Source organism: Hymenobacter actinosclerus (assembly GCF_900111515.1).
GTDB lineage: Bacteria > Bacteroidota > Bacteroidia > Cytophagales > Hymenobacteraceae > Hymenobacter > Hymenobacter actinosclerus.
Map to the genome: position 1 here is coordinate 761644 of NZ_FOHS01000001.1, position 24242 is coordinate 785885.

Consider the following 24242-nt stretch of genomic DNA (forward strand, 5'->3'; position numbering starts at 1 on the left):
CTAGGTTCTAGCCTTGGTACACCTTCCCAAGCCCCCGTTGCCACCCGGCAGCGGGGGCTTTTTGCGTCTTTTCGCCGCCGGAATCGTATGTTGAGGTCCTCCCACCACGCCACTTGCCCTATGCCCACCCGTCCGCAATATGTTATCGGCCTCGATTTTGGCACCAGCTCGGTGCGCGCTTTACTCGTTGACGTGAGTTCCGGCCGCGAGGTGGCCGAGGCCGTGCGGCCCTTCCCGCGCTGGGATGCCGGCCAGTTCTGCGACCCCGACCTGAACCAGTTCCGCCAGCATCCGCTCGACCACCTCGAAGGCCTCACCGAAGTCGTGCGCGAGGTGGTGGCGCTGGTGGATGACCCGGCGCAAATCGTGGCCCTGGCCGTCGATGCCACGGCCTCCTCGCCCGGCCCCGTGAACGAGCAGGGCCAGGCCCTGGGTCTGCTGCCCGAATTTGCCGAGGAGCCCGACGCGCTGTTCATCCTCTGGAAAGACCACACTGCCCTGGCCGAGGCCGAGGAAATCAACCGGCTGGCCCGCTCCTGGGGCGGACCCGACTACACCAAATACTCGGGCGGCGTGTACTCGTCGGAGTGGTTCTGGTCGAAAATCACCCGCATCACCCGCGTCAACGAGCGGGTGGCCCGGGCCGCCTACTCGTGGCTGGAGCACTGCGACTGGCTGACGCTGGAGCTCACCGGCCTGCCGCTGGCCGAGCTGAAGCGCAGCCGCTGCGCCGCCGGCCACAAGGCCATGTGGCACGCTGAATGGGACGGCCTGCCCGCTGAAGAATTCCTCACCCAGCTCGAACCCCAGCTGGCCGGTCTGCGCGCCCGCCTCTACCAGCAAACCTACCCCGCCGACGAGCCCGCCGGCACCCTGAGTTCCGCGTGGGCCGAAAAGCTGGGCCTGGGCCCCGCAACGGTGGTGGCTGTGGGCACCATCGACGCCCACGCCGGGGGGGTAGGGGCCGGCATCACGCCCTATGCTATGGTGAAAGTGATGGGCACCAGCACCTGCGACATTGTGGTGGTGCCGCCCGCCGACCTGGCCGGCCACCCGCCCGTAGCCGGCATCTGCGGGCAGGTGGACGGCTCGGTGGTGCCGGGGCTGGTGGGCCTGGAAGCCGGCCAATCGGCCTTCGGCGACCTGCTGGCCTGGTTCGAGGGCCTGCTGAGCTGGCCGCTGGCGGCGCTGCTTGGCCAAGCCGGCAGCCTGAGTGCCGGGCAGCGCGAAGAGCTGCTGCTGGAGGCCGAGCGCAACCTGCTGGTGCTGCTTACCGAGGCCGCCGAGGCCCTGCCCTTCGCCGCCGAAAACCCCGTGCTGGCCCTGGATTGGGTGAACGGCCGCCGCACGCCCGACGCCAACCACCAGTTGCAGGGCGCGCTCCGCAACCTGACCATGGGCAGCAGCGCCCCCGAGGTTTTCCGGGCGCTGGTAGAGGCGCTGTGCTACGGCTCGCGCCACATTCTGGAGCGGTTCGAGCACGAGGGCATTGCCATCAAGCAGATCATCGGTATTGGCGGGGTGGCCAAGAAATCGGCTTACCTGATGCAGACGCTGGCCGACGTGCTGGGCCGGCGCATCGTGGTGACGGCCTCCGAGCAGGCCCCGGCTCTGGGCGCGGCCATGTACGCGGCCGTGGCCGCCGGCTGCCACCCCAGCGTGGAGGCGGCCCAGCAGGCCATGGGCAGCGGCTTTTCGGAGCAGTACGACCCCAACCCGGCGCGGGTGGCGGCCTACGACGCCCGCTACGCCGAATACCGGGCCCTGGGCGGGTTCATTGAGGCCACCACGCCCGGCCCCGAAAATCCGGCCAGCGCATAATCCGGGAACAAGCTGGGCTTTAACGGTTGATAATCCGTACTGCTTCACGGGCCGCTAAAGCCCGCTCATTTTCCACTTTCCGCATACATGGCTGAATCCTTTCTAACGGACATCAAAAAACATTTCGGCTCCGGCAACTACGAGGGCGACGAATTCGGCGGGGCCAGTGGCACCTCGGGGCAGGGGCTGCCCACCGGCACGCCGGGCAACTTCATGTTCGCCACCGGCATCGAGTGCTCGTACCCTACCATCGAGCACGGCAAGGTGCGGCGCGATTTGCTCGAAGAGTGCGGCCACTACGAGCACTGGAAAAAGGACCTGCAACTGGTGCAGGATATGGGCCTGAAGGTGTTGCGCTACGGCCTGCCCTACTACAGCATCCACAAGGGCCCCGGCGAGTACGACTGGGAGTTTGCCGACAAGGTGATGGCCGAAATCCAGCGCCTGGGCATTACCCCCATTCTGGATTTGATGCACTTTGGCGTGCCCGACTGGCTGGGCAACTTCCAGAATCCCGAGCTGCCGGTGCACTTCGCCGAGTACTGCGGCGCGGTGGCCGAGCGCTACCCCTGGGTGCGCTACTACACGCCCATCAACGAGATTTACGTCACGGCCAAGCTCAGCGCCAAAGACGGCATCTGGAACGAGCAGTTGCGCTCAGATAAAGCCTTCGTAACGGCCCTCAAGCACATGGTGGCGGCCAGCATCATGGGCAACCAGCAGATTGCCAAGCGCCGCCCCGACTGCGTCATCGTGCAGAGCGAGTCGGCCGAGTACACCCACGAGCTGCGCACCGAGCGCACGCCCCACATTCAGCTGGAAAACAAGCTACGCTTCCTGGCCCTCGACCTGCTCTACGCCCACCACCCCGATGGCGAGGTGTACCAGTACCTGCACGAGAACGGCATGAGCAAAGAGGAATACGACTGGTTTATGGCCGGCGAGCCGCCGGGCTATCAGATTATGGGCAACGACTACTACGGCCGCAACGAGCGCATGATTCTGCCCGACGGTGAAGTGTTGGTGGCGTCCGATGTGATGGGCTGGTTCAACATCACCCACGACTACTACCTGCGCTACCGCAAGCCGGTGATGCACACCGAAACCAATATTTTCGACCCCAACGAGGCCCCGGCCTGGCTCTGGAAACAGTGGGTCAATATCCTCCAGATGCGCAAAACCGGGGTGCCGGTGCTCGGCTTCACCTGGTACTCGCTCATCGACCAGGTCGATTGGAACCGGGGTCTGGAGGTGAAGGAGGGCACTGTAAACGCCTGCGGCCTGTTTGATATGGACCGCAACCCGCGCCCCGTAGCCGCCGCCTACCGCAAGCTGCTCCAGGAGTACGGCCAGATTACCATCATCCCGCACGGCGAGCTATTCGAACAAACCACCCGCCCCGCCACGCTTAAAGTGGAGATTTAAGGGGGTAGAATTTAGAAGTTAGAAGCTAGAATACGGCCTGTCATCCTGAGCGGAGCGAAGGACCTTGAACCATCCGTAAATCAGGTGGTACAAGGTCCTTCGCTCCGTTCAGGATGACAGACCGTATTCTAACTCCTAGCTGAATTGACAAGGTAAATTGGTATGCGGAACGTCATTCAGAGCGCAGCGAAGAATCTGGCGTGAACTCGTTCAACGGCTGTTCGAGCGAGATTCTTTGCTGCGCTCTGAATGACGTTCTGTACACCAAATTAGCCTGTCAGTTCAGTTAGCTCCTAGCTCCTAAATTCTAAACCCTGATTCCTAACTTCTCAAAAAATAATCCTATCGGATTTGCAGTAACGGAATAGAGTGGCTACTTTCCAGCAGTTCAACTGCTTAACGGCTGCCCGATGGCGAAATTCTACTTACTGGTAGTGCTTTTGGCCGGGCTGCCACTGGCCGCCCGTGCCCAGGGCCTGTGGGGTGCCCGCTCGGCCGCGCTGGGCCAGATTGGCTCCGTGCTGGAAGCCGACGGCTGGGCCGGCGCCGCCAATGCCGCCGCCCTGGGTCAGCTAAACCGCCCCACCTTAGGTGTGGGGGCCGAAAACCGCTACTTACTGCCCTCGCTCAACACTGTTTCGCTGGTGGTGGCCATGCCGCTTGGCTACCGCGGCAGCCAGGCACCGGCTGCCGCGCCGGTGGCGGGTGTGGCCGCCGCCGTGGCCGGAGCCGGGGCGCCGCGCTACGGCACGCTGGGCGTTACGGCCCAACGGTTCGGGGGCGCGCTGTACTCGGAGCAGCGGCTGGGGCTGGGCTACGGCTACCAGCTGGGTACTGTGCGGGTAGGGGCCCGGGTCGAGATGCTGCAAACCAGCATTCAGGGCCTGGGCAGCCGCCGGGCGGTGGCCGCCTCACTAGGCGGGCAGGCCGATATCATTCCGCGCAAACTCACGTTCGGGGCCACGCTCTACAACCTCAACCAGGCCCGGCTGGCCGAATACCAGGACGAGCGGGTGCCCACCGTACTACGCGCCGGCCTGGCCTGGCGCCCTGCCGAGAAAGTGCTGTTACTGGTAGAAACCGAGAAAGACGTGGAGCAGGACGCCGATTTCAAGGCCGGCCTCGAATACCAGCCCCTGCCGGCCCTGGCCCTGCGCGCCGGCCTGAGCACGCTCAGCAGCCAGCTCACTGGCGGCCTGGGCCTGCGTACCGGCGCCTTCCGCATCGACTACGCCGCCGGCTGGCACGAGGCCCTGGGCCTGAGCCAGCAACTGAGCGCCGCCTACGTGTGGGAAAAACCAGGCAAGCCATGAAGCGGGGCGGGGTACGGGGCGGCTGGCTGTGGCTCGGACTTCAGTCCGTAGCCCGAGCATTGCCTGCGGTTCTCACGGGCGGGCTACGGACTGAAGTCCGGGCCACAGCCATAGCCGCCACGCTGCTGCTGCTAGCCGGCAGCGCCAGCGGACAGGAGTACCCGCGCCCGCCGGTGCCCGACCTCGACCGGCTCACGCAGGAGCTGTTTGCCGAAATCCAGAGCGACGAAAGCGGCGTGGCTTATGAGGACCTCTACGAAACCCTGCTGCTCTACTACCAGACCCCGCTCAACCTCAACCTGGCCTCGCGCGACGAGCTGCGGAGTTTGCTGCTGCTCTCTGAAACTCAGATAACCCACCTGCTGGAGCACCGCCAGCGGACTGGTCCGCTGCTGAGCTTCTATGAGCTGCAAAGCGTCGAGGGGTTCGATTTGCGCACCATTTACCGCATCGCGCCCTTCGTGGCGGTGCTGACGTCGGACCCCAACGCGGCCCGCGGCAACCTCTGGCAGCGCATCGCCCACGAAGAAAACAACGCCCTGTTTCTGCGCTACGAGCGCACCGTGCAGGGCCGCCCCGGCTACGGCCCCGCCGATACCACCAGCACCGGCCGGCCCGCCACCCGCTACCTGGGCTCGCCCGACAAGCTGCTGCTGCGCTACCGCGTGAGCCGGAGCCGCGACTTCAGCCTGGGCTTCACGGCCGAAAAAGATGCCGGCGAGCAGCTCGTCTGGGACCCCGGTACCCGCCGCTACGGCGCCGATTTCTACTCGGCTCACTTCGTGGTGCAGGAGCGGGGCCGGCTCAAAACCCTGGCTTTGGGCGACTATCAGCTGCAATTCGGGCAGGGGCTGCTGCTGTCGTCGGGCTTTGTGGTGGGCAAGGGGGCCGAAACCATTACCACCGTGCGCCGCAGCTCGGTGGGCGTGCGGCCCTACGCCTCGGTGCTCGAAAACTCATTTTTTCGGGGCGCGGCGGCTACGGTGGCCGTTACACCCACGGTGCGGGCCACCGTGTTCGGCTCGCGCAAGCGCGTCGATGCCTCGTTGCAGCAGGCCCAGGATTCGCTGACCGATTTCCGCGAGTTTACGTCGGGGTTGCAGCTGAGCGGGTTTCACCGTACGCCCACCGAGCTGGCCAACCGCGAAGTGCTGCGCGAAACCGTGCTCGGCGGCCACGCCCAATACACCAGCCCCGACGGCGACCTGCAAATCGGGGCCACGGCCGTGAATACGCAGTTCGACAAGCCCCTGCAACGCCGCGACGAGCTGTACAACAAGTACGAGTTGCGCGGCGACCGGAACCTGGCCCTGGGCGTCCACTACAGCTACGTGTGGCGCAACCTGCTGCTGTTCGGCGAAACGGCCCGCAGTGCGGGTGGCGGCCTGGGCACCGTGAACGGGCTGCTGGCCAGCCTGTCGCCGGCCGTGGATATAGCGGTGCTCCAGCGCCACTACGCCCGCAATTTTCACACGCTCTACGGCAACGCGTTCGGCGAAAACACGCGCAACATCAACGAAAACGGACTGTATGTGGGCCTGAAAGTGCGGCCCGCGCCGCGCTGGGAGGCTTCGGCCTACTACGACCGGTTCAGCTTCCCGTGGCTGCGCTACCAGGTGGGCGCCCCCAGCGCGGGCCACGACTGGCTTGTGCGCCTCACCTTCAGCCCCAGCAAAACCAGCCTGCTTTATGCTCAGATCCGCCAGCGCACCAAGGCCTACGACGCCGACACGCTGCGGGCCGTACCGCTGCCCGTGCCCACCCAGCGCCGCAGCCTGCTCTTGTTTTACGATACCAGCCCGCTGCCCCAGCTCAGCCTGCGCACCCGCGTGCAGGGCAGCCGCTACCGCGAAGACGGCGGCGGCCCCGCCCGCCACGGCTACGTGCTGGCCCAGGACGTAACCGTGCAGCCCCTGCGCCGCCTGCGCCTCTCGGCCCGCTACGCCCTCTTCGACACCGACGACTACGACACCCGCCAGTACGTGTTCGAGCAGGACGTGCTCTACGCTTTCTCCATTCCGGTACTCGCCGGCCAGGGCACCCGCACCTACGTGCTGGCCCAGTTCGACGTCAACCGCCACCTCACGCTCTGGCTGCGCTACGCCGACACCCACTACCGCCACCAGGACACCATCGGCTCGGGACTAGACGAAATCCAGGGCAACCGCCGCTCCGACGTAAAAGCCCAGCTACGGTACCGGTTTTAGGTGTTAGAGCTTAGGTATTAGGGCTTAGAAGCTATTTGAGTTAACCCCGCACGGTGTAGAGACGCATAGTTGCGTCTCGTCGTTGAACGGTCGTTGAACGGTCATGTAGAAACACCTCAGCAACGACGAGACGCGATGGGTCGCGTCTCTACACCGTGCGGGGTTAACTCAAACAGCTTCTTAGAGAAATGCTTGAATAAAGGTTGGAATAACGTTCGGAGGCAGCGCGCAACAGCAGAATTTCGCGGTACGGTCTAAGAAGTAAAAGCGCAAAAAAACGGTCATCCCGCGCCAAAGGCGAAGGATGACCGTTTTTTCTAAGCTCTAAAGGCTTATTGCTTCAGCAGGCGCACTACGCTCGTGCCGTTGGGCAGGTCAAGGTGCAGCTGGTAGATGCCGGCCCCCAGGGGGCTCAGGTCGAGGCTGGTTTGCAGCTCGGCCGCGCCTTTGGTCAGCGTCCGGGTTTGTACCAGGCGGCCCACAGCGTCAGTCACGCGCAGCGTGACGGGGCCGCGCTGGTCGTTGCCGATGCGTACCCGGAACAGGCCGGTGCTGGGGTTCGGGGCCACCTCAATACCCTGCAGGGCGGCCGCTACAGTGCGCGTAATCACCGAAACCGTCTGGCAGGCCTGGTTCGAGTAATCCGAAGCGCCGGCCGTGTTGATGGCCCGCACGCGGTAGCAGTACTGGCCGTTGGCCGTCACCTTGTCGGTGTAGAAGGTGGTGCCGGCGGCTACGGTGCCTACTTTGGCAAAGGTGCCGGTGCTGCCCAGGGCACGCTCAATCTCATAGCCCGTTTCGTTGGTCGCGTTATCCAGCCAGATCAGGTCGATATCGGCGCCCGTCGTAGTAGTTACCGGGGCCAGAACCGTTAGGGAGGTAGGCGCGAGGGGCAGCTCATCCAGGGTACATACTTCCAGGCTCCAGCCCGTCAGCGTGCCGCCGTTGCCGGGCTTGTTGTCAACGATGGTGAGCGTCCAGTTGCCGTTGGCGGGCGAATTGAGCAGCTCGCCGAGCGGGTTGAGCGGGCGTACCGTCGAGCCGGCTACCAGCGGGCAGGCCAGGGCCGCAGTGGCCGCGTCGTCGAAGCTCAGGCTCAGGTTGCCGGTGCCGGGGCAGGTGCGCGAGAACAGCACCACCCGCCGGCCGGCGGGGTTGGTGAGCGAAATTTCCAGCTCGCTCACGTCGGGGTGCGTGATGGCCAGGTTGCGCACCCGGATGTTGGAGGCGCGGTTGGTGTTGGTTACGGCGATGATGGAGGTAACCGTAGCCGTTGCCGCGTCCGAAATGGTGAGCGGTACGTTGGTGGCGGCCAGCGTCTGGCAGGTCTGGGTGCCGGTTGTGAAGCTGGTTACGGCCGAGTAAGGGCCCGGGCCGCAGCCGCTGAGCGCCCGTACCCGCACAAAGTACTGAGTGGAAGCCTGCAGCTGGTTGGGCACGAAGCTGTTGGCGGGGCTGATGGTTTGGGTAATGACGCCGGTCGTGAAGGCGGCATCAAGCGCTACCTGCACTTCGTAGCCCGTGGCATTGGGCACGGCCGACCAGGTAATGGCCGGGCGCAGGCTGTTGCGGGTGCTGGCCGTAATCGGGGCCGTAATGGTTGGCGCCTGCGAGATGCCCGGCAGAATGGTCAGCAGCACATCGAGCGTGCGCGTGTCGGTGCCGCTCACGCCCGTCAGCTGCAGCGTGTAGGTGCCCGAAACAGCTGCGTTGGTCGTGGTAATAGTGGCCGTGCTGCTGGTGCCGGCTGCTACCGTAGTGGCGGGGTAGGTAACCGTTACGCCGGCGGGCAGGCCGGTGGCGGCCAGCGTTACCTGGCCGGTGAAGCCCTGGAGCTGGCCTACGGTGAAGGCTACCGTGCCCGAGCTGCCGGCGCAGAAGCTGAGGGCGCTGGCCGGTCCGGCCGGGCCCTGCAGGAAGAAGGTTGGCCCGGCGGGCACCTCAACCTTGAAGTTGTTGTCCGAAACATCGAAGAAGATGCCGCCCGTGGCCTGCACCTTGATGCGGGCCTGGGCCGTGGCGGCCACGCTGGCCGGGAGCGTCAGGGTTTCGTAGCCGTCGTTGGGCGTGTTGGCCAGCAGCGTCGTCGGGAAGGTCAGCCCGCCGTCGGTCGAGAGCAGAATATCAACATTGGCCGCGCTGATGGGTGCCTGGGTGGTGTTGGCCACATCCCAACTCACCTGCTGCGGCGCGCCCACCAGCCAGGTGGTGGCGGCCGAGTTGGGGGCCGTTACCACGAAGGGGCCGGCCGTGGGCACTACCACCACGTTCATCGAGTCGTAATCGACCCCGCCGCCGCCGGCGCGGTTGTCGCGGGCTACGAGGCGGAAGATGAGGCGGCGGCCGTACGTCGGCAGCAGCTCACCCTTGGTCTGGGTGTTGTTGAGAACGTCGGCCAGGCGCGGGAAGGTGCGCGAGGGGCTGGTGGTGGGGGCGAAAACGCGGAACAACGGAGCATCGGCCGCCGGGGCGCCGGGTGCGCCGGCTGGCCCCAGGTTGTACTGCTCCCACGAGTAGGTAAGCGCGTCGTTGTTCACGTCGGTGGCCGAGCCGGTGAGCGTGAAGGGCGTGCGCACCGGAATGGCGTAGTTGCGGCCGGCATTCACGACCGGGGCCGTGTTGCCGGTGGGCGTGTTCACCGAGCAGTTGCCATTGCCCGTGATGTGGGCTACAATCTGGTCGAAGCTGCGTGAGTGGAAGAAGGCGTCGGAGTTGGGCTGGGTGTTATCAGCCCCGCAGATACCGGCGTAGGCCATAATGGTGGTGCCCGAACCCGGCTCGTAGGCCGAAGTAGTGGCCCGGTTGCCGCCGCCGCAGGAGCCGGTCTGGCTGTTAAACGTATGGTCGCCACCGAACTGGTGGCCCATTTCGTGAGCTACATAGTCTACATCGAAGGCGTCGCCGATGGGGCTGCTGGTGCCGGTTACGCCGCGGGCCTTGCCCGAATTGACGCACACCGAAGGCCGTTGGGCCACGCCCCCGCCGTTGGTGCTGAACACGTGGCCAATATCGTAGTTGGCATTGCCAATGAGGTTGTCGACGTTGGTCTGGTTCTCATTGAGCATCGTACTGCCATTGTTGTTGGTGTACGGGTCGGTAGTGGCGTCGAAATAAATCAGCTTGTCGTTGTCGGGCACTATCACCATGCGCACGGCCACTTCGCGCTCGTAAATGCCGTTCACGCGGTTCATAGACGTGGCCATGGCCGCCATTACGGTTTCCTTGGTACCGCCGTGGAAGGCCGAGTATTCGGCTGTGGCGGCCAGGGCCAGCCGGTAGGTGCGCAGGGTAGTGCCGTTGGCTACGGCCGCGCGCTGGGCGTTTGTCAGCTTCACTTCCGGCTCGCTGCCATCGGGCGAGGCAACGGCGCACGCAAAGGCGGGCAGCAGCATGTTGCGCCGCTCAAATACCAGGTGCGTGCTGCTGCCCTGGGCCGTCGGGTCGATGTATACAGTGTAGCCGGCGGCCAGAATCTGGGCATGGAAGCCGGCGGGCGTTACGTCGAGGCGGGCCGTGGCCGACGCATCGTCGAGGCCCTGGGCTAGGTAGGTGCGGATGCTGGGGTAGCGGGCGGCCAGCGCCGGCGACATTACCGGCACCTGCTCTACCCGAAACCGCTGCGAAGTGCCGTTGGGCAGGGGCAGCGAAATAACCGTGGCCGCGCCCCGGTTGCCGGTGCGCTCAAGCGGCGCGGTGCTCAGGGCCTCGCGCACGGCATCGAGCTGAAAATCGACCGTCCGGAAGTGGGTGAGGGCCTGCGTGGCGGCGCGGGCCTGGGCTGGCACGCGGGCCGCATCGGCCCACAGCACGCGCTGGGCCTGGGCTACCGGCGCAGCTGCCAGCAGCAGCGCCGAACCGGCCAGCAGCGGCCGCCAGGCCCGTTGCAGCAGAGTAGAAAGTGGTTGCATAGAGAAAGAGAAGGGTGAGAAAGAATAGAAAAAGGGCGTCTTCCCGCAGTTGTCAGGAAAACGCCCTCAAGATAGAATTTTTGTCGGCAGCCAGCCGCATTTATTGCCAAAATGGCAAAGCATTTCCTCTCGAACGCCCGCCCCGCCGGCCAGCACCGGCAGGTGGTGCCGCGCACTGCCGTACGCCGGCCCAGTTTACCTCTCAGGCAGCCTCCAGGCCACTAACCCAGCCTGCAGGCCGCAGCGTTGGGGCTGGGCTAGGCATCCGTTTTCAGCAGCACCAGCTGAGCTTTGTCGGCGGCGCTTACTTTGCGGCGGAACTCCAGATAGGCCGGATAGTCGGCGCGGGCGAAACGGGTGCGCGGCATTTCGAGGCGGCGCACGTAGCGGAGGCTGCCGTTGGGCAGGGCCAGCAGCTGGCTGGAATAGGTACCGAAGGGGGTGCTCAGTTGCACGGGGGCGGGTAGCCGTTCGGGCTGCAGGCTGGCCGGCAGGTGCAGGTGTACGGTATCGAGCTGGGTGAAGGCATGATCGAGCCAGATATCGGTTTGCCGCTCGCCTACGGTGGCGGTGGGGGCCGGCAGGCGACTGAGCAGGTTGGGGGCAAGGAACACGCGCTTGCCGCTGGGCGGGGCCAGGCCGGGCAGCGTGAGGGCCAGCGTTTCTACTAAACCCGGTACCGGGGCCGTGGCCGGCAGCGGCTGGAAACCTACTTTGTTGAGCGTGAAATTGCCCAAAGCCAGACGGCTGCCCACGTGCTTTTTCTGCTCGCTCAGCTCCAGGCCCGCCAGGCCGGCCACGGCGTCGTACTCGAGGCCGGTGCGCAGCGTACGCAGGGTAGCGGTGGCGTTGCCGTCAGTATCCAGGTACACATCGGCGCGGCGCTGGCGGCGGTTTTCGGCGGCTCCGTAGCGGGGCGTGGACACCAGCCGGCCACCTTCGGGCAGCAGCAGCAGCGCGTGGCGGTTGCCCGTAAAGCCGCCCATATAGCCGAAGGGGTTGGTTTGGTCGGTGCATTCCAGCCACACGGTATCGGCCCTGGCCGCCTGGGTCAGGGGCACGCACAGCACTACGTGGTTGAACTGCGAGCTGGGGAAGTCGGTGCGGATATCGTGCGCATCGGGGCCGGCTTTTATCAGGGCGGCGTGGGCCGTTATGCCGGCCGCGCTCAGCAGGGCCTGGCAGTAATTGGTCAGGGCCTTGCAGTCGCCGTAGCCCTTGGCAGCCACGTCGGCGGCCGGAAACGTCTGCCAGCCGCCCAGCCCCAGCTGCACCGAAATGTAGCGGGTGTTGGCCTGCAGAAACCGGTATACTTTCCGGATGCGGGCCCGCTCGTCGGTTTCGCCGGCCACCAGCGCCTGCATACCGGCCACCAGGGCAGGGGGCAGCGTGGCCCGGTTGGCATTCAGCTCGTAAGTCCAGCGGCTGAGGTCGGCCCAGCTGTTGAGTTTGCCTGTATAGCCCTGCACTTCAAATTCGCTGGGCGCCGTGAACACGACCGGCGTCAGCTCCGACACCGGCGGCGCGTCGGCTTCTCCCTCCAGCGCCACCAGGTTCTGCACCCGCCACTCGTATACCTGCTGGCTGCCCTGCGTGCTTTTGGCCAGCGCCGTGCCGGCCGGCAGCCGCTGCTCCTGGAAGCGCAGGTTCAGTCCGGCCGGCATCACCACCTTAAACGTGGCCTCCTGCACGCTGAACTGCTCGGTGCGCTGGGGCTGCCAGGTTGAGTAAAACAGCGCATTGTCCGACACTACCTCGTACTCGAACTCGACGGTGTAAGGATACGTGGGCTGGCTCAGGTCGGCTACCCGGCCGCGGGCGTCGGTGGCCAGGCTGAAGCCGTCGGAAAGGCTGATGTCGCGGATGTCCTGGGCGCGTAGCTGCCGCAGCTGCCGGCCGCTGGCGTCGTACACCGCGCCCCGGAAGTAGCTGATGCGGTTAAGCGAGCTGTAGTACACCAGCTCGGAAGCCCAGCCGCTGCCGGCCTCGTCGAGAATGGTGGTGGCCCGCAGCACCGTTTCCACCGTCCGGGCCGCCGATTTCACGGTCAGCAGCTCATCGTGGCGACGCTCCACGGCGTGGGCATTTTCGCGCAATGTGGCGGGCAGCTCGGCCACCGCGTATTTGGGCGCCGGGCCGGCCAGAGCAGCCGGCGGGCCGCCACCCAGAATAAAGGCAAAAGCCAGCGGGATAAATCGCATGAGATAAGGCTTGAACAGTTGGCAGTTGCGGCTGCCGGCGGGTAACCGGCCGCTGCTACTAGGCTTTCTTTTTGATGACCAGCCGCTCGCTCTGCTTGGCCATGAGGCGGGCAAAAAACTCGCGCAGGTAAGCGTACTCCTCGGCCGAATACACCGGCTTGCTCAAGCTCAGCCGGCTTACCAGCTGCAGGCCCGTGGGGCCGTTCTGCACGCCGTAGGTGAAGCGCCCACCCTTTTCGGGCAGCTCCAGTATCAGGCCCTGGGGTGTTTCTTCCAGCTCGTAGCCGGCGGGCAGCGTCAGGCTTACCACAATGGTTTCTTCGAGCTGAGTGCCCAGATCAACCGGAAAGCGGCGGTTTTCGTGCAGGAAAGGATTTTTGCTGATCCCAAAGTCGCGCAGTGGGCTCAGGTAAATCGTGCTCACCGGCCCATCGGAGCTGCCGGTGCTCACAAACTCGTAATCCAGCAGCAGCGGCTTGTTCAACTCGTCGCGCTGCTTGAACGCATACTTGCCGATGCTCCAGCCCTCGTGGCCAGTGCTCATTTCGGTTACGTACTTTTTCTCGCCCAGCTCGCGCAGCTTTTCGCGCTGGCTAAGGCCCTGGTAGCCGGCGTGCTCCTGGTGCACCTGGCCGCGCAGCTCCCCGCTGGCAGCCACCTGCAGACTGATTTGGCGGTAAGTCGTCAGGCGGTCGGCGCTTTTGAGGGCCACCCAGCGCGAATCTTTTTCCTGGGGCATGACCAGGCGGCCCTGACCATTAAGGCAGTGGTGGGGCAGCATGCCCGCCGGCGCCAGCTCCTCGGTGGCATCTACCAGCATCTCCTGGCCGTCGGGCAGCTGCACGTGGGCCAGCACGTAGTTGAGGCGGCTGAGCAGCGGTACCTCGGGCTGCAGGCGGCCGTGGCTGCGGGTGCTAAGCACCACGGGGTTGGCCGTGAAGCCCGCCTCGCGCAGGGCCGCAATCAGCAGCAGGTTCACATCGGCCGACGAACCGGTTTTCTGGTCGAAGGCTTTGCGTACGCTGCCAGTCGTCCGCAGCCGGTGCTGGCCGTTGTGCTTCACGCTGCTGCGCACCAGCCCGTGCACGGCGGCTATGCGGGTGGCCGCATCCGTGCCGGCCGCGGCCAGCAGGGGGCCGAGCTTTTCCTTCAGAAAGCCGGCCCGGTTAAGCTGGGCCCCGAAGTTGTCGTCGGCGAGCAGCTCATGCTCGATTTTTCTCCACGAGCCGGCCGTGGTTTCATACGGCTGGTTGGGCATGCGCACCCCGGTCAGTTCGAAGTCAATGCGGGCCAGGTAGTCGTCGGGGGTGGTCATGTAGGGCTCCTCGTGCAGCGCCGGTACGTCTTTGATAGCCCAGCGGTAGTTGGTTACGACCGGGGTAATGGTTTCGGCGCCGCCCGAGGTGCGTCCTTCGCTGGTAGTATTCGACGACCAGCGGACCGTAAACTGGCCTACCGCCGAGTTCTGCTCGCGCACCGTCAGGGGCTCGTAGCCCTGCATCAGCATCTTGTAGTCGAAATACTCCGGAATGGAGGCCCGGTACTCGCTCCAGCGCACCGGAATGTCTTCCTGAAAGGTCCAGTCCTGGAAGTTGAAGGCGAAGTCGGACGAAACCGAGTAGGCATACTCCACCACCGATCCCACCCGCACGTTGGGCAGCGTAAACTTGCGAATCGTCACGTTGGCCGAGCTTTCCTCCCGGAAAATGGCATCGGAGTTGAGCTTGTCCTTCACCACCTGCCCATTCACAAGGTTGTAGGTGAAGCCCTTAACGCTCGTGAGCTTCTCTTCGCGGCCGTTGGCATGGTAAAGCGGAACGCGGCCGTTGGCATACTCGTAGCCCGATTTTTTGAGAATTTTAATGCGTTTAACCCGCTCAAAAACCACGATAAAGCCTTTCTCGCCGTAGTCGAAGCGCGAGCGGCCAAAGTCGCACAGCACTACGGCCGAGGCGGCAGTGTCGGCCGCAAAGGGCCGCTCGGTCAGGTCGGCCTCGTCGATTTTGCCAAATTTGATGGGGGCTTCCTGGGCACGGGCCAGGCTGGCCGCCGCAACTGTAAGGGCGCCCACCAGCAGGCCCCGGGTAAGTAAAGGTTGCATCATAGGTAAAGTAAATGGGTGCGAAGAAATAGGCGCCAAGTGAAAACGAGAACCGGAAACGCGCCGGCGCCTACTGCCGCTGCAGCACGATTGGTTCGGCCAGTTTGGCCAGGGCTTTAGCGTAGAACTCGCGCAGGGCGTGGTATTCCTGGGCCGAATAGCGGGTCTTGTTTAGCTGCAGGCGGCTGACCAGCGTCAGCTTGTCCGGGCCGTTGGGCACGGCCTGGAATATAAACCGCCCCCCGTTGTCGGGCAGAGCGAGCTGGATATTGGCGGGCAACCCGGTGGCCGTATAACCGCCGGGCAGGGTCAGTTCCACGGTTTGCTCCAGCCGGGGCGGGGCGGCAAAATCAACCGGGTAAAGGCGGGTGGCGGACCGAAAGGGGTTGCCCAGCTCGCCCAGGGCCTGCAAAGGCCGCAAATAGATGGTGCCGGCCGGCGCCCCGCCACCAGGCAGGCGGGCCTGTAGGTGCAAGGCTACCGAGCCGTCGGCGGCGGCAGGCAGCAAATCAGCCTTTTCCAGCTGCCAGTCGGGGTGGGCCTGCTGCCACTGCTGGCGCAGCGTGGCCACTGGCTGGCGGCGGTCGGCGGCCGCGTAGCCAGCGTATTCCTGCCGGATAGTGCCGCTTAGTTCGCCGGTGGAGGCCAGCGTCAGCTTTGCCTGGGTATAGGTGAAATGGCTGGCCGCCGGCGCTAGCGACACCCAGCCCCCCTTGGGGCCCAGCAGCCGGCCCTGGTCGTTAAGGCAGTTCTGGGGCAGCAGCCCGGCGGGTAGCCGGGCATCGGTGGCATCGAGCAGTAGCGGCTGGCCGCCGGGCACCGCCACGTGCGCCACCACATAATTGAACTGGCTGAGGACGGGCAGCTCCGTTTGAATGCGGCCGTGGCCGCGGGTGCTGAGCAACAGCGGCTGGGCCTCCAGGCCGGCCTGCCGCAGCAGGGCTATCAGCAGCAGGTTGAGGTCGGCGGCGTTGCCCTGGCGCAGTTCCAGAACCCGCCGGGGCGGGGCGCTGGCGTACAGCGTGGGTACTTCGTTGTACACCACCGCGCCCAGCAGCAGCTGCCGCACGGCCCCGGCCCGGGCCGCCACATCGGGCAGCGAAACCAGGGCAGCGGCAGCGGCTTTCAGGGGCGAGTCGCGCTCCAAAAAACCGCCGAAATCGGTATTTTTAAGCAGCTGCGCCTCAATCTGGGCCCAGCTGCCCACCTGGAACTGCGGGTCGTGGGTGGAGTCGAACTGAATGCGCTCCAGCTCGAAATCGACACCGCTCACGTAGTCGCGGGGCGTGGTCATGTACGGTTCGGGCCGGAAGGCGGGGGCCTCCTTCAGCACCCAGCGACGGGTCAGGGCCTTGGTGGAAAGCGTCAGGTTGCGGCTGTCGAAGGCCGAGTTGCCGTAGCCGGTGTCGCCCGATTGCTGGTAGGAGGTCTGGTAGGACTCTACCCCGGTTTCGTTCACCGCAAAGGGCAGGTAGGAGCGGGTCAGCTCCTTGTAGCTGTAAAAAGCCGGAATCGACACCCGGTATTCGCTCCAGCGCACCGGAATATCCTGCTGAAACCGCCAGTCCTGCAGGTTGAACAGGAAGGGCGAGGTGAGCAGGTAAGTGAATTCGAGGATGGCCCCGGCCCGCACGTTGGGCAGCGTGAAGGCATATTCGTCGTGGTGCTCATCGAGCTTGCGGCTGAATACGGCCTCCGTTTTCAGGGGTTCCTTGCTGAGCTGGGTGCCCGTGAGGTGGTAAGTGAGGCCCTTAAGCTGGCTGATTTTCTCGCGGCCGCCCTCCTTGTCGTGGTAAAGCACAATCCGGACGGTGGCCTGATCGTAGCCTTCCGTTCGGCGGATGAGCAGGCGGGCCGTGCGCTCGAACCGCAGCTCGAACCCATCCTGCTTGCCTTTAATGCGCGACTGGCCAAAGTCGCAGAGCACTTCGGCAGCGGCCGAGTCGGGAGTGGGCTGGGCCAGCAGCGCAGCGGCTTCGCGGGCTTCCAGTTTGCCAAACTTCAGCGGCGCTTCCTGGGCCCTGGCCAGTCCCAGCGTTGTACCAATAAGGCCAAAAACTAACAGCCCACGCAATAGGAGAGGGGTAGACATTAATAAAGCGGAAACAAACAGGATAAAGCAACTTCAGCGAGTAGCTGCCAACTAGATAGCTAGTGGCAGTAGAACCGAAATATCCAATTTATTCCGAAGATCAACAACGCGCGAAGCAAACTTATTTTCCGGTCGCCAGGAGCCACCGGACCGGGGTTGCCCGGCAGACTAACCGAAGCGGGGTTTAGAGAACCGAACGGACTGACCGGAGCGCGGCTGCGCGGTGTTGCGTCAGGCCACTTCCTCCAGTACCGCGGGCACGCGCCGGCGCATGGTCAGCAGAAAAACCAACCCCAGCAGTACGCTGCCGGCGCTGGCCAGGTGCACGAAGGGCAAGTGGGCCGGCTCGTTGCTGAATATCCAGCCCGCCAGCAGGGCCCCGATGCCGATGCCCGCCTCCAGGGCCATGTACATCGTGGAAACGGCCCGGCCGCGCCGTTCGGGGTGGCTTAAATCCACCGTCCAGGCATAAATGGTGGGTGAGTTGAGGCCGGTGCCCAGCCCGAACAGCACCGCCCCGGCCAGGAAACCCGGTACTGAGGGCGCAAAGGCCAGCAGCAGCAGGGCGGCAATCATCACGCCCGACGAGCCGATGAGCACCGGCACCCGGCCATATTTGTCGGAGCTGCGGCCGCCCACCAGGCGCACCACCAGCGAGGCGCCGGTGTAGCAGAGGTAAAACAGGCCCTTGCTCTCGCCCGTCAGGCCCAGCACCCGGCTCTGGTCGGGCACGACGGTAAAAATGGCTCCGAACGGAAACAGGAACAGCAGCGTAGCGGCGGCCGGCACCAGCACCCGGGGCTCGAACACCTCCTGCCAGCTTTCAATCTTGAGCAGTTTCCAGCTGAAGCGCTGCCGCTGGGCCGGGGCCAGGGTTTCGGTCATGGTGCCCTGCACAATCAGGCTGAGCAGGGCCAGGCCCGAGGAGCAGTAGAACAGCACGTTGAGCGAGAAGTGGGCCGCCAGCCACGAGCCCAGCGTGGGGCCGGCCGCCATGCCCACCGACCCGGCCACGCCCAGCAACCCCATGGCCTCGCCCCGACGGGCCAGCGGCACGATATCGGCAATGAAGGCGGCCGTGCCGGTGGGCTTGAAGCCGGTGCTGAAGCCGTGCAGCAGCCGCAGCCCCAGAAACCCCACCACCGTAACCGTAAACGGGTAAAAGAAGCCGCAGATAAAGCACACCAACGAGCCGAACACCATCACCGGAATGCGTCCGACGGTGTCGGCCAGCTTGCCCGAAAAGGGCCGCGAGAGGCCGGCCGTGAGCGTGAACAGGGCAATAATGTAGCCCTTGTACTCGCCGCCGCCCAGGCTGGTCAGGTAGTCGGGCAGCTCGGGCAGCAGCATGTTGAAGCTCATGAAAAACAGGAGCGACGAGAGGCACATCAGCCAGAAGCCGACGGTGTACACGCGGGGCGGCCGGGGCGTGGGGGCTGTAGTGGTGGTTGAGGTAGCCATGCGGCCGTAAAGGTACGGCGGCCCGGCCGGGCTTCGGTACGGAAAACAGACAATACCGCTACGGCTCGGCCTAGGGCTGCTGCCGCAACAGCCCGGCCGCCCCGGAGCCCGGCATGGGCAGCAGGGCCAGCAAAGCCTTCGGCCCCGGTAGCGTGGCGCGAGCTGATACCAGCTGGCGCCGCGCTACCGGGGCCGAAGGCTTTACGCGTCAGGCCGTCGTTTAGCCTACTGCGCCGGCGGGGTTACCACCAGCACCTCGCCGGGCTTCACGGCGAAATCGGGCTTGCCGTTCCACTCGATTAGCTGCTTGATAGTGACGCCGTAGCGGCGCGAAATGGCATAGAGCGTTTCGCCCGGCTGCACCGTGTGGCGCACCACTGCCGGCACCGCGGCGGCGGGCACGGCCGAAGCCGGACGAGCCGTTGGGGCAGCCGGGGTAGCAGCAGGTTTAGTGGCCGGAGTAGTAGCCGGGGCCGCATCGGTAGCGGGGGCCGCCACGCGCAGGACCTGCCCGATTTTCAGCGACGGGTTGGCCGGCAGCTCGTTCCAGGCAATAATGTCGGCCGGGCGCAGCTTGAAACGGCGGGCCACCGAGTACAGATTTTCCTTGGGCTCGACGGTGTGCAGGCCGCTGGCGGGCACCGGCTCCACGATGGTGGGCGGCCCGGCGGGCACGGCCGCCGCCTCCGGGGCTGGAGTTGGGGCCGGCGCGGCTGGCTTTACCGGAGCGGGCACTGGCGCCGCCGCCGGGGCCGGCGTGGCGGGAGCCGATGTAGCAGGACGGGGAGCCGGTGCGGGAGCTGGCCGCGGGGCTTGTGGCTCGGCCGGGGTAACCGGTGCGGCTGGCGCTCCGTCGCGGGGCTCGTCGGCTACGGGGCGCGGGGCAGGCAGCGGTCGGCGCGGCGGCAGCGACGAAGCCGGAGGGGCGGAAGGAGCCGCCGGCGCCGGAGCTGGCATTGCGCCGGCCGCTGCTACCGGGGCTGGGGCTGCTACCGGGGCTGGAGCCGCAGCTGGAGCCGCAGTTGGGGACGGCAGCTCGTTCACACTTTCCATCTGCCCATCAATTTCGGCGGTGGCCGAGTCGTCTTCCACGGCATCCTCCAGCGTCCGGGTGGCGCGGGCGGTGCTGCCACGGTAGGGCTCCGAGTCGTTGGCGGTGCGCTTTTTGGGGAGCTGCGGGGCGGGGCGGCTGGTTACGGGCTGCTCGAAAGCGGCCAGGGCGGCGCGGTTCTGGCTATCTACAAACTCGATGGGCGTGGTTTTGGGGCGGGTGTGTTGCAGCCACAGCACCCGGCCGGGGCGCAGCTCCTCGTTGCGGGCCATGCGGTTCTTCTGCCAGATAGCCTTGGCCCGCAGCCCGTACTTCTGCGACACGGTCAGCACGCTCTCGCCGGGCTGGGCTACGTGGTACTCCACGGCGGCCTTATCGCGCTTCTTCTGGAGGAAATAAGGCTGGCCGGGTACAATCTGGTCGAAGGCGAACAGGTCGTTGTACTTGAGAAAGCGCCGCAGCTTGAGGTTGCCGCGGCGGGCCAGGCTCTCCTTGGTGTCGCCGGGCAGGGCCACCAAAGCCCGCAGACCATTTACGCGCACCAGTTCGGCGTTTTCTGGGTCGGCAACGGGCGGGGTGAGCAGCTGGTTGGCGGCGGCGGTTTTCTGCTGGGCGGCCAGCAGCGTCAGCTGGGCCGGGTCGGAGATGGGCACCAGCACGGTGTATACGCGGTCGGTGGGCACGGTGGGGGCCAGCAGCCAGCGGTTGTGCTTGGCCAGCTCGTCGGGGTTCTGGCGCAGGCTGGTGGCGAGCAGCGCTAGGCTCTGCCCGGCCGGGGCCGGAAACTCCTGGAACAGCAGCGGCGGCCGCGGATTTAGGTTCAGGGCCGGCTCGAAGGCTACTTTATGGGCCAGAAACGTGAGCACGTAGCCGTTGCTCCGCTCCGTAATTTCCATTTCGGTGGCATCGTAATCGGTGGGCAGTGTATAGGGCTTGGCCCCGGTCAGGCCCAGGTTGTAGCTGATGAGGGCGTTGATCCAGTTATGAAACGTTTTGTTGTTGCGCAGCAGGTACTGAGCCGCGGCCTTCGACGAGGCCACGATGTGCTTACGCTCATCCACGGCCTCGTTTATCAGCAGGCCAAAGTCCTGGGCCGTTTCGCGCTTGAACTGCCAGTAGCCCACGGCGTCGTGAATGCTCTGTGCGTCGCCCTGCAGGCCGCTTTCGTGGAGCACCAGGAAGTGAAAATCCAGCGGCAGCCCTTCCTGCTGAAACACCCGATCAATAACGGGAAAGTAGGCATCGGCCAGCACCACTTTCGCCTGAAACGAGGCGGGGTGGCGGCGCAGCGCATCCACTTTCTGCTGCACGGCGGCCTGGCCGCCGGGCGTCAGGCGCAGGCGCAGATTGCCCAGCAGCAGGTTGGCCGGTACGGGCACGGTTTGGGCCATTCCCAGCAGCGGGAACAGCATTAGTAGCAGCAGGTAAACTCGTTTCATAAAGCAGCAAACCAGAGGCACAACGGCCGGCAATAGGGCCGGACCCGCCTCGTCGGGCCGCAAAATAGCGGAAAATACGGCGGCGGATGGCCTTTCATCTACCCCACCCCCTAGCCCCTCCCCTCCGGGAGAGGGGGAATTAGTTTCTAGCTTTATGGCCAGGTATAGAAAACTAAAAGCTAGTCCCCCTCTCCCGGAGGGGAGGGGCTAGGGGGCGGGGTACACGCAAGAGCACCCTAAAAGCCCCCTGGACGACCCCCATCAAGGCGTCCGCCCCCGCCTCCCGGCCGGCCCCCACCGGGGCGCGCACCATCGTTGATGTCCCCGCTTTCACGCTCGGGCCCCGCGCCGGCGCTGCCGAAGCTGCGGATGTTGTAGGTGAAGCTCAGCAGGAAGTAGCGCTGCAGGATGTTGGTGCGCACGTCCTCGGTGTAGGCGGCCGCAATGTTGCGCTGGATGCTGTTGTTCTGGCCCAGCAAATCGAAGGCGAACACCTGGATTTCGCCCCGCTGATTGGCGAAGATTTTCTTGCCCAGCGAGGCATTCCAGAGCACAAAGTTCTGGTTGAAGCCCGCCGCCAGGCCCGAATACAGCTGGTGGTTGACATCGGACTTGAGCGTGATGCCCCTGGTGATAATCCAGCTCAGGCGCAGGCTGGTGTTCTGGCGGAAGTAGCGGCTGTTGAGCTGCTGCTGCAAACTGTTGCGCACCCAGCTCTGGCTGGAGTTCGACGAGAGCGTAAAGTCCACCTCGGGGCTGATGTTGCTGCTCAGCGCCACGCCCAGGTTGGCCGAGGGGGTGCGGTTGTAGTTGAACTCCCCAAACACCAGGCCCGGCGTCTGGGAGTAGTTGGCGCCGGCATTCACGCTCAGATTTGACTTGATAAAGGCCAGCGGCTGGCTGTAGTTGGCGAAGGAGCGCACCGAATACTGCCGGCTCAGGTTGACGGGCCGCGTGAGCTGGCCCCCGGCCGGAATGACGATGCCATCGACGGTTAACGGCTCGCCGCTGGCGTAAATGGTGTTGTTGGTGATGTAATTGTTCACGTAGCTGCCGCCCAGAAATGCGAAGAAGGAGCGCGACTTCTCGGGCACCGCCGACGAGTAGCGCACGAACAGGTTCTGGCGGGTTTCCTGGCGCAGGTTGGGGTTGCCGGTCGTCAGCTGGAGCGGGTTGGCGTTGTTCACCACTTCCTGCAACTGGTTGACGGAGGGCGGGTTGGTGCTGGTGCGGTAGTTGAGGCGCAGGTTCTGCTGCTTCGAGAAGTTATAGCGCACCTGGGCGTTGGGCAGCAGGTTGAGGAAGGAGCGGCGGGTGCTGCCGGGCCTTGGGAACTCCTGGTCGCTGCGCAGGCGGGCGTTCTGTAGCTCCGCGCCCACCGCCCATTGCAGCTGCTGGTTGCGGTAGCGGTAGGTCAGGCCCCCCGAGTTGGTGAGGTAGCTGCTCTGGAACACCGAGCTGAGTGTGTCGTTGAGGCGGCTGAACTCCTGGTCGGCGGCCACGAAATCGTAGGTGCGTTTGTCCGACTGGTTGGGCGTGTAGGCCACATCGTACTCGGCCTGCAGGGCCCCGTGCTGGCCCAGCGGCTCGGTGTAGTCGAGGCTACCGCGCCAGTTCCAGCCAGTCTGGGTCAGCTCCGAAAACTGGTTGAGCGTGCTGGTAAGCGGCTGCTGCTGGCGGTAAAAGGTAGTGCTCGACAGCAGGTTGTTGTCGCCGCGGTTGTCGTTGTAGCCGGCGTTGAAGCCCGCTGCCAGCGTGCGGCCGCGCCGGGCAAAGCGGTGGCGGTACAGCAGCTGGCTGCTGCCCGTCAGGCCCGTCAGGGCCGAGCGGTACGAGCTGGCGTTGCCGCCCTGGGGCGTGGTGGCATTGGTGCCATCGGGCTGGTCGAGGTAGGTGGTACCGTCGAGCAGACTGTTGCCGGTGTTGCGCTGCATGGAGAAGCTGGGCCGCCACAAAATCGAGTTCAGCGAGTCGAATTTGTGGTCGATGCGCAGGTTGAAGCGGTTGTTGAAGTTGCGGCTGGTGGCGCGCGAATCCTCGGCGTAGCGCAGATCCTGGGGCTGGCCCACGGTGGGCACGTAGCGGCGCAGTAGGCTGGTGGCGCTGGTGTTGTCGCTCATATTAAAGAAGTAGCTGCCCTGCACGTCGGTTTTCGTGCCCCAGGTGTCGGAGTAGTTCAGGCCCAGCGCGTGGGTTTTGCTGATGCCCCCCTGCTGGTTCACCAGAAAGTCGCCCGCGTTGCCGCCGCCGCCCTGGCCGCCGCGCCCGCCACCGCCGCCGCGGCCACCCCGGCCGCCCCCGCCCGACGAGCCCACCACGCCCAGCAAGTCGTCGGTGCCGAAGTTCTGCTCGTTGATGTTGTTGCTCTGGGCCACCACCGACATGCGCCGCTTACCCTTGAAACTGTTCAGGTTGCCGCTCACCCGATACCGGTCGTCGAGGGGCCCGTAGCCGGCCACCACGCGCCCAAACTGGCCGTTGCGGAATTGCGGCTTGGTGATAATGTTGATGGTTTTCTGCTGGTTGCCGTCGTCGAAACCCGTAAACTGGCTCTGGTCGGAGGCCCGGTCGTACACCTGAATCTTGTCGATTACCTCGGCCGGCAGGTTCTTAAGCACGGCATCGGGGTCGTTGCCGAAAAACTCCTTGCCGTCTACCAGCACCCGCTGCACCTGCTCGCCCTGGGCCTGCACCTTGCCGGTGGCAGGGTCCACGGTCACGCCGGGCATCTTCCGGATCAGGTCGCCGGCGCTGGCGTCGGGGTTGGCTTTAAACGAGCCGGCGTTGAACTGGGCCGTGTCGCCCTTTTGCACGGCCGCGGCAGCCTGGCCCACCACTTCCACGCCCTTCAGCGCCACGCCCCCGGCCTGCAACGTCAGGGCGCCCAAATTCAGGGGCGCGCTACCCACTTCCACGGTGCGCTGCAAATCCTGGTAGCCTAAAAACGACACCGTGAGCCGGTAGCGCCCCGCCGGCACATTCGGCACCACAAACGCGCCGCTGGCATCCACCGCTGCCCCGCGCCGCACCGAGTCGGGCAGTTGCAGCAGTACCACGTTGGCCCCCAGCAGCGCCGACTGGTCCTGACCGTCGAGCACCCGCCCGCTCACGGTCGTCGTCTGGGCTTGGGCGGCGGTTAGTAGGGAAGTGAACAGCAGCAGGACAAGGAGCAAACGTAGCGTCATCAGATGGGGTAGAAAGGCGTTAGCCGGCATAGACGCCA

The 24242-nt window shown here is 65.2% G+C and carries 11 protein-coding genes; 4 read left to right on the forward strand and 7 right to left on the reverse strand.

The annotated features are described in order from the left end of the window. Positions 1-120: 120 nt before the first annotated feature. The 4 genes from BMY67_RS03340 to BMY67_RS03355 all read left to right on the forward strand — a co-directional run bounded on the left by BMY67_RS03340 (position 121) and on the right by BMY67_RS03355 (position 6766). The gene (locus BMY67_RS03340) at positions 121-1821 is read left to right on the forward strand and encodes a ribulokinase (RefSeq protein WP_092768255.1); all 1701 of its coding nucleotides are present in this window, start codon (positions 121-123) and stop codon (positions 1819-1821) included. Between the two features lie 87 nt (positions 1822-1908). Continuing rightward, positions 1909-3246 (forward strand): family 1 glycosylhydrolase, encoded by a 1338-nt coding sequence (locus BMY67_RS03345; RefSeq protein WP_092768257.1) that lies wholly within the window; start codon positions 1909-1911, stop codon positions 3244-3246. 410 nt (positions 3247-3656) lie between these two features. Further along, complete coding sequence (locus tag BMY67_RS03350) at positions 3657-4559, forward strand: hypothetical protein (RefSeq protein WP_092768259.1); 903 nt, start codon at positions 3657-3659, stop codon at positions 4557-4559. 59 nt (positions 4560-4618) lie between these two features. Next, the gene (locus tag BMY67_RS03355) at positions 4619-6766 is read left to right on the forward strand and encodes a helix-hairpin-helix domain-containing protein (protein WP_245744856.1); all 2148 of its coding nucleotides are present in this window, start codon (positions 4619-4621) and stop codon (positions 6764-6766) included. 332 nt (positions 6767-7098) lie between these two features. On the opposite strand, the gene BMY67_RS03360 is transcribed toward BMY67_RS03355, so the two are convergent. From BMY67_RS03360 to BMY67_RS03390, 7 genes are all read right to left on the reverse strand, one after another. Continuing rightward, a complete protein-coding gene (locus BMY67_RS03360) occupies positions 7099-10674 on the reverse strand; it encodes a reprolysin-like metallopeptidase (protein WP_092768261.1) in 3576 nt (1191 codons plus the stop codon). Positions 10675-10931: 257 nt separating this feature from the next. Next, on the reverse strand, positions 10932-12875 hold the full coding sequence (locus tag BMY67_RS03365; RefSeq protein ID WP_092768263.1) for a DUF3857 domain-containing protein: 1944 nt from the start codon (positions 12873-12875) through the stop codon (positions 10932-10934). 58 nt (positions 12876-12933) lie between these two features. After that, positions 12934-14979 carry a DUF3857 domain-containing protein gene (locus tag BMY67_RS03370; RefSeq protein ID WP_092768265.1) on the reverse strand — a complete coding sequence of 682 codons (2046 nt, stop codon included), beginning with the start codon at positions 14977-14979 and terminating at the stop codon, positions 12934-12936. A 67-nt stretch (positions 14980-15046) separates the two neighbouring features. After that, on the reverse strand, positions 15047-17068 hold the full coding sequence (locus tag BMY67_RS03375; RefSeq protein ID WP_143069679.1) for a DUF3857 domain-containing protein: 2022 nt from the start codon (positions 17066-17068) through the stop codon (positions 15047-15049). A 231-nt stretch (positions 17069-17299) separates the two neighbouring features. Further along, positions 17300-18529, reverse strand: coding sequence for an MFS transporter (locus tag BMY67_RS03380; protein WP_245744857.1), 1230 nt, complete (start codon positions 18527-18529; stop codon positions 17300-17302). Positions 18530-18754: 225 nt separating this feature from the next. Further along, positions 18755-21019: a LysM peptidoglycan-binding domain-containing protein gene (locus BMY67_RS03385; protein ID WP_092768269.1), complete on the reverse strand. Its 2265-nt coding sequence runs from the start codon at positions 21017-21019 to the stop codon at positions 18755-18757. A gap of 236 nt (positions 21020-21255) precedes the next feature. Beyond that, on the reverse strand, positions 21256-24204 hold the full coding sequence (locus BMY67_RS03390) for a TonB-dependent receptor (protein ID WP_177189666.1): 2949 nt from the start codon (positions 24202-24204) through the stop codon (positions 21256-21258). Between the last annotated feature and the right edge of the window lie 38 nt (positions 24205-24242).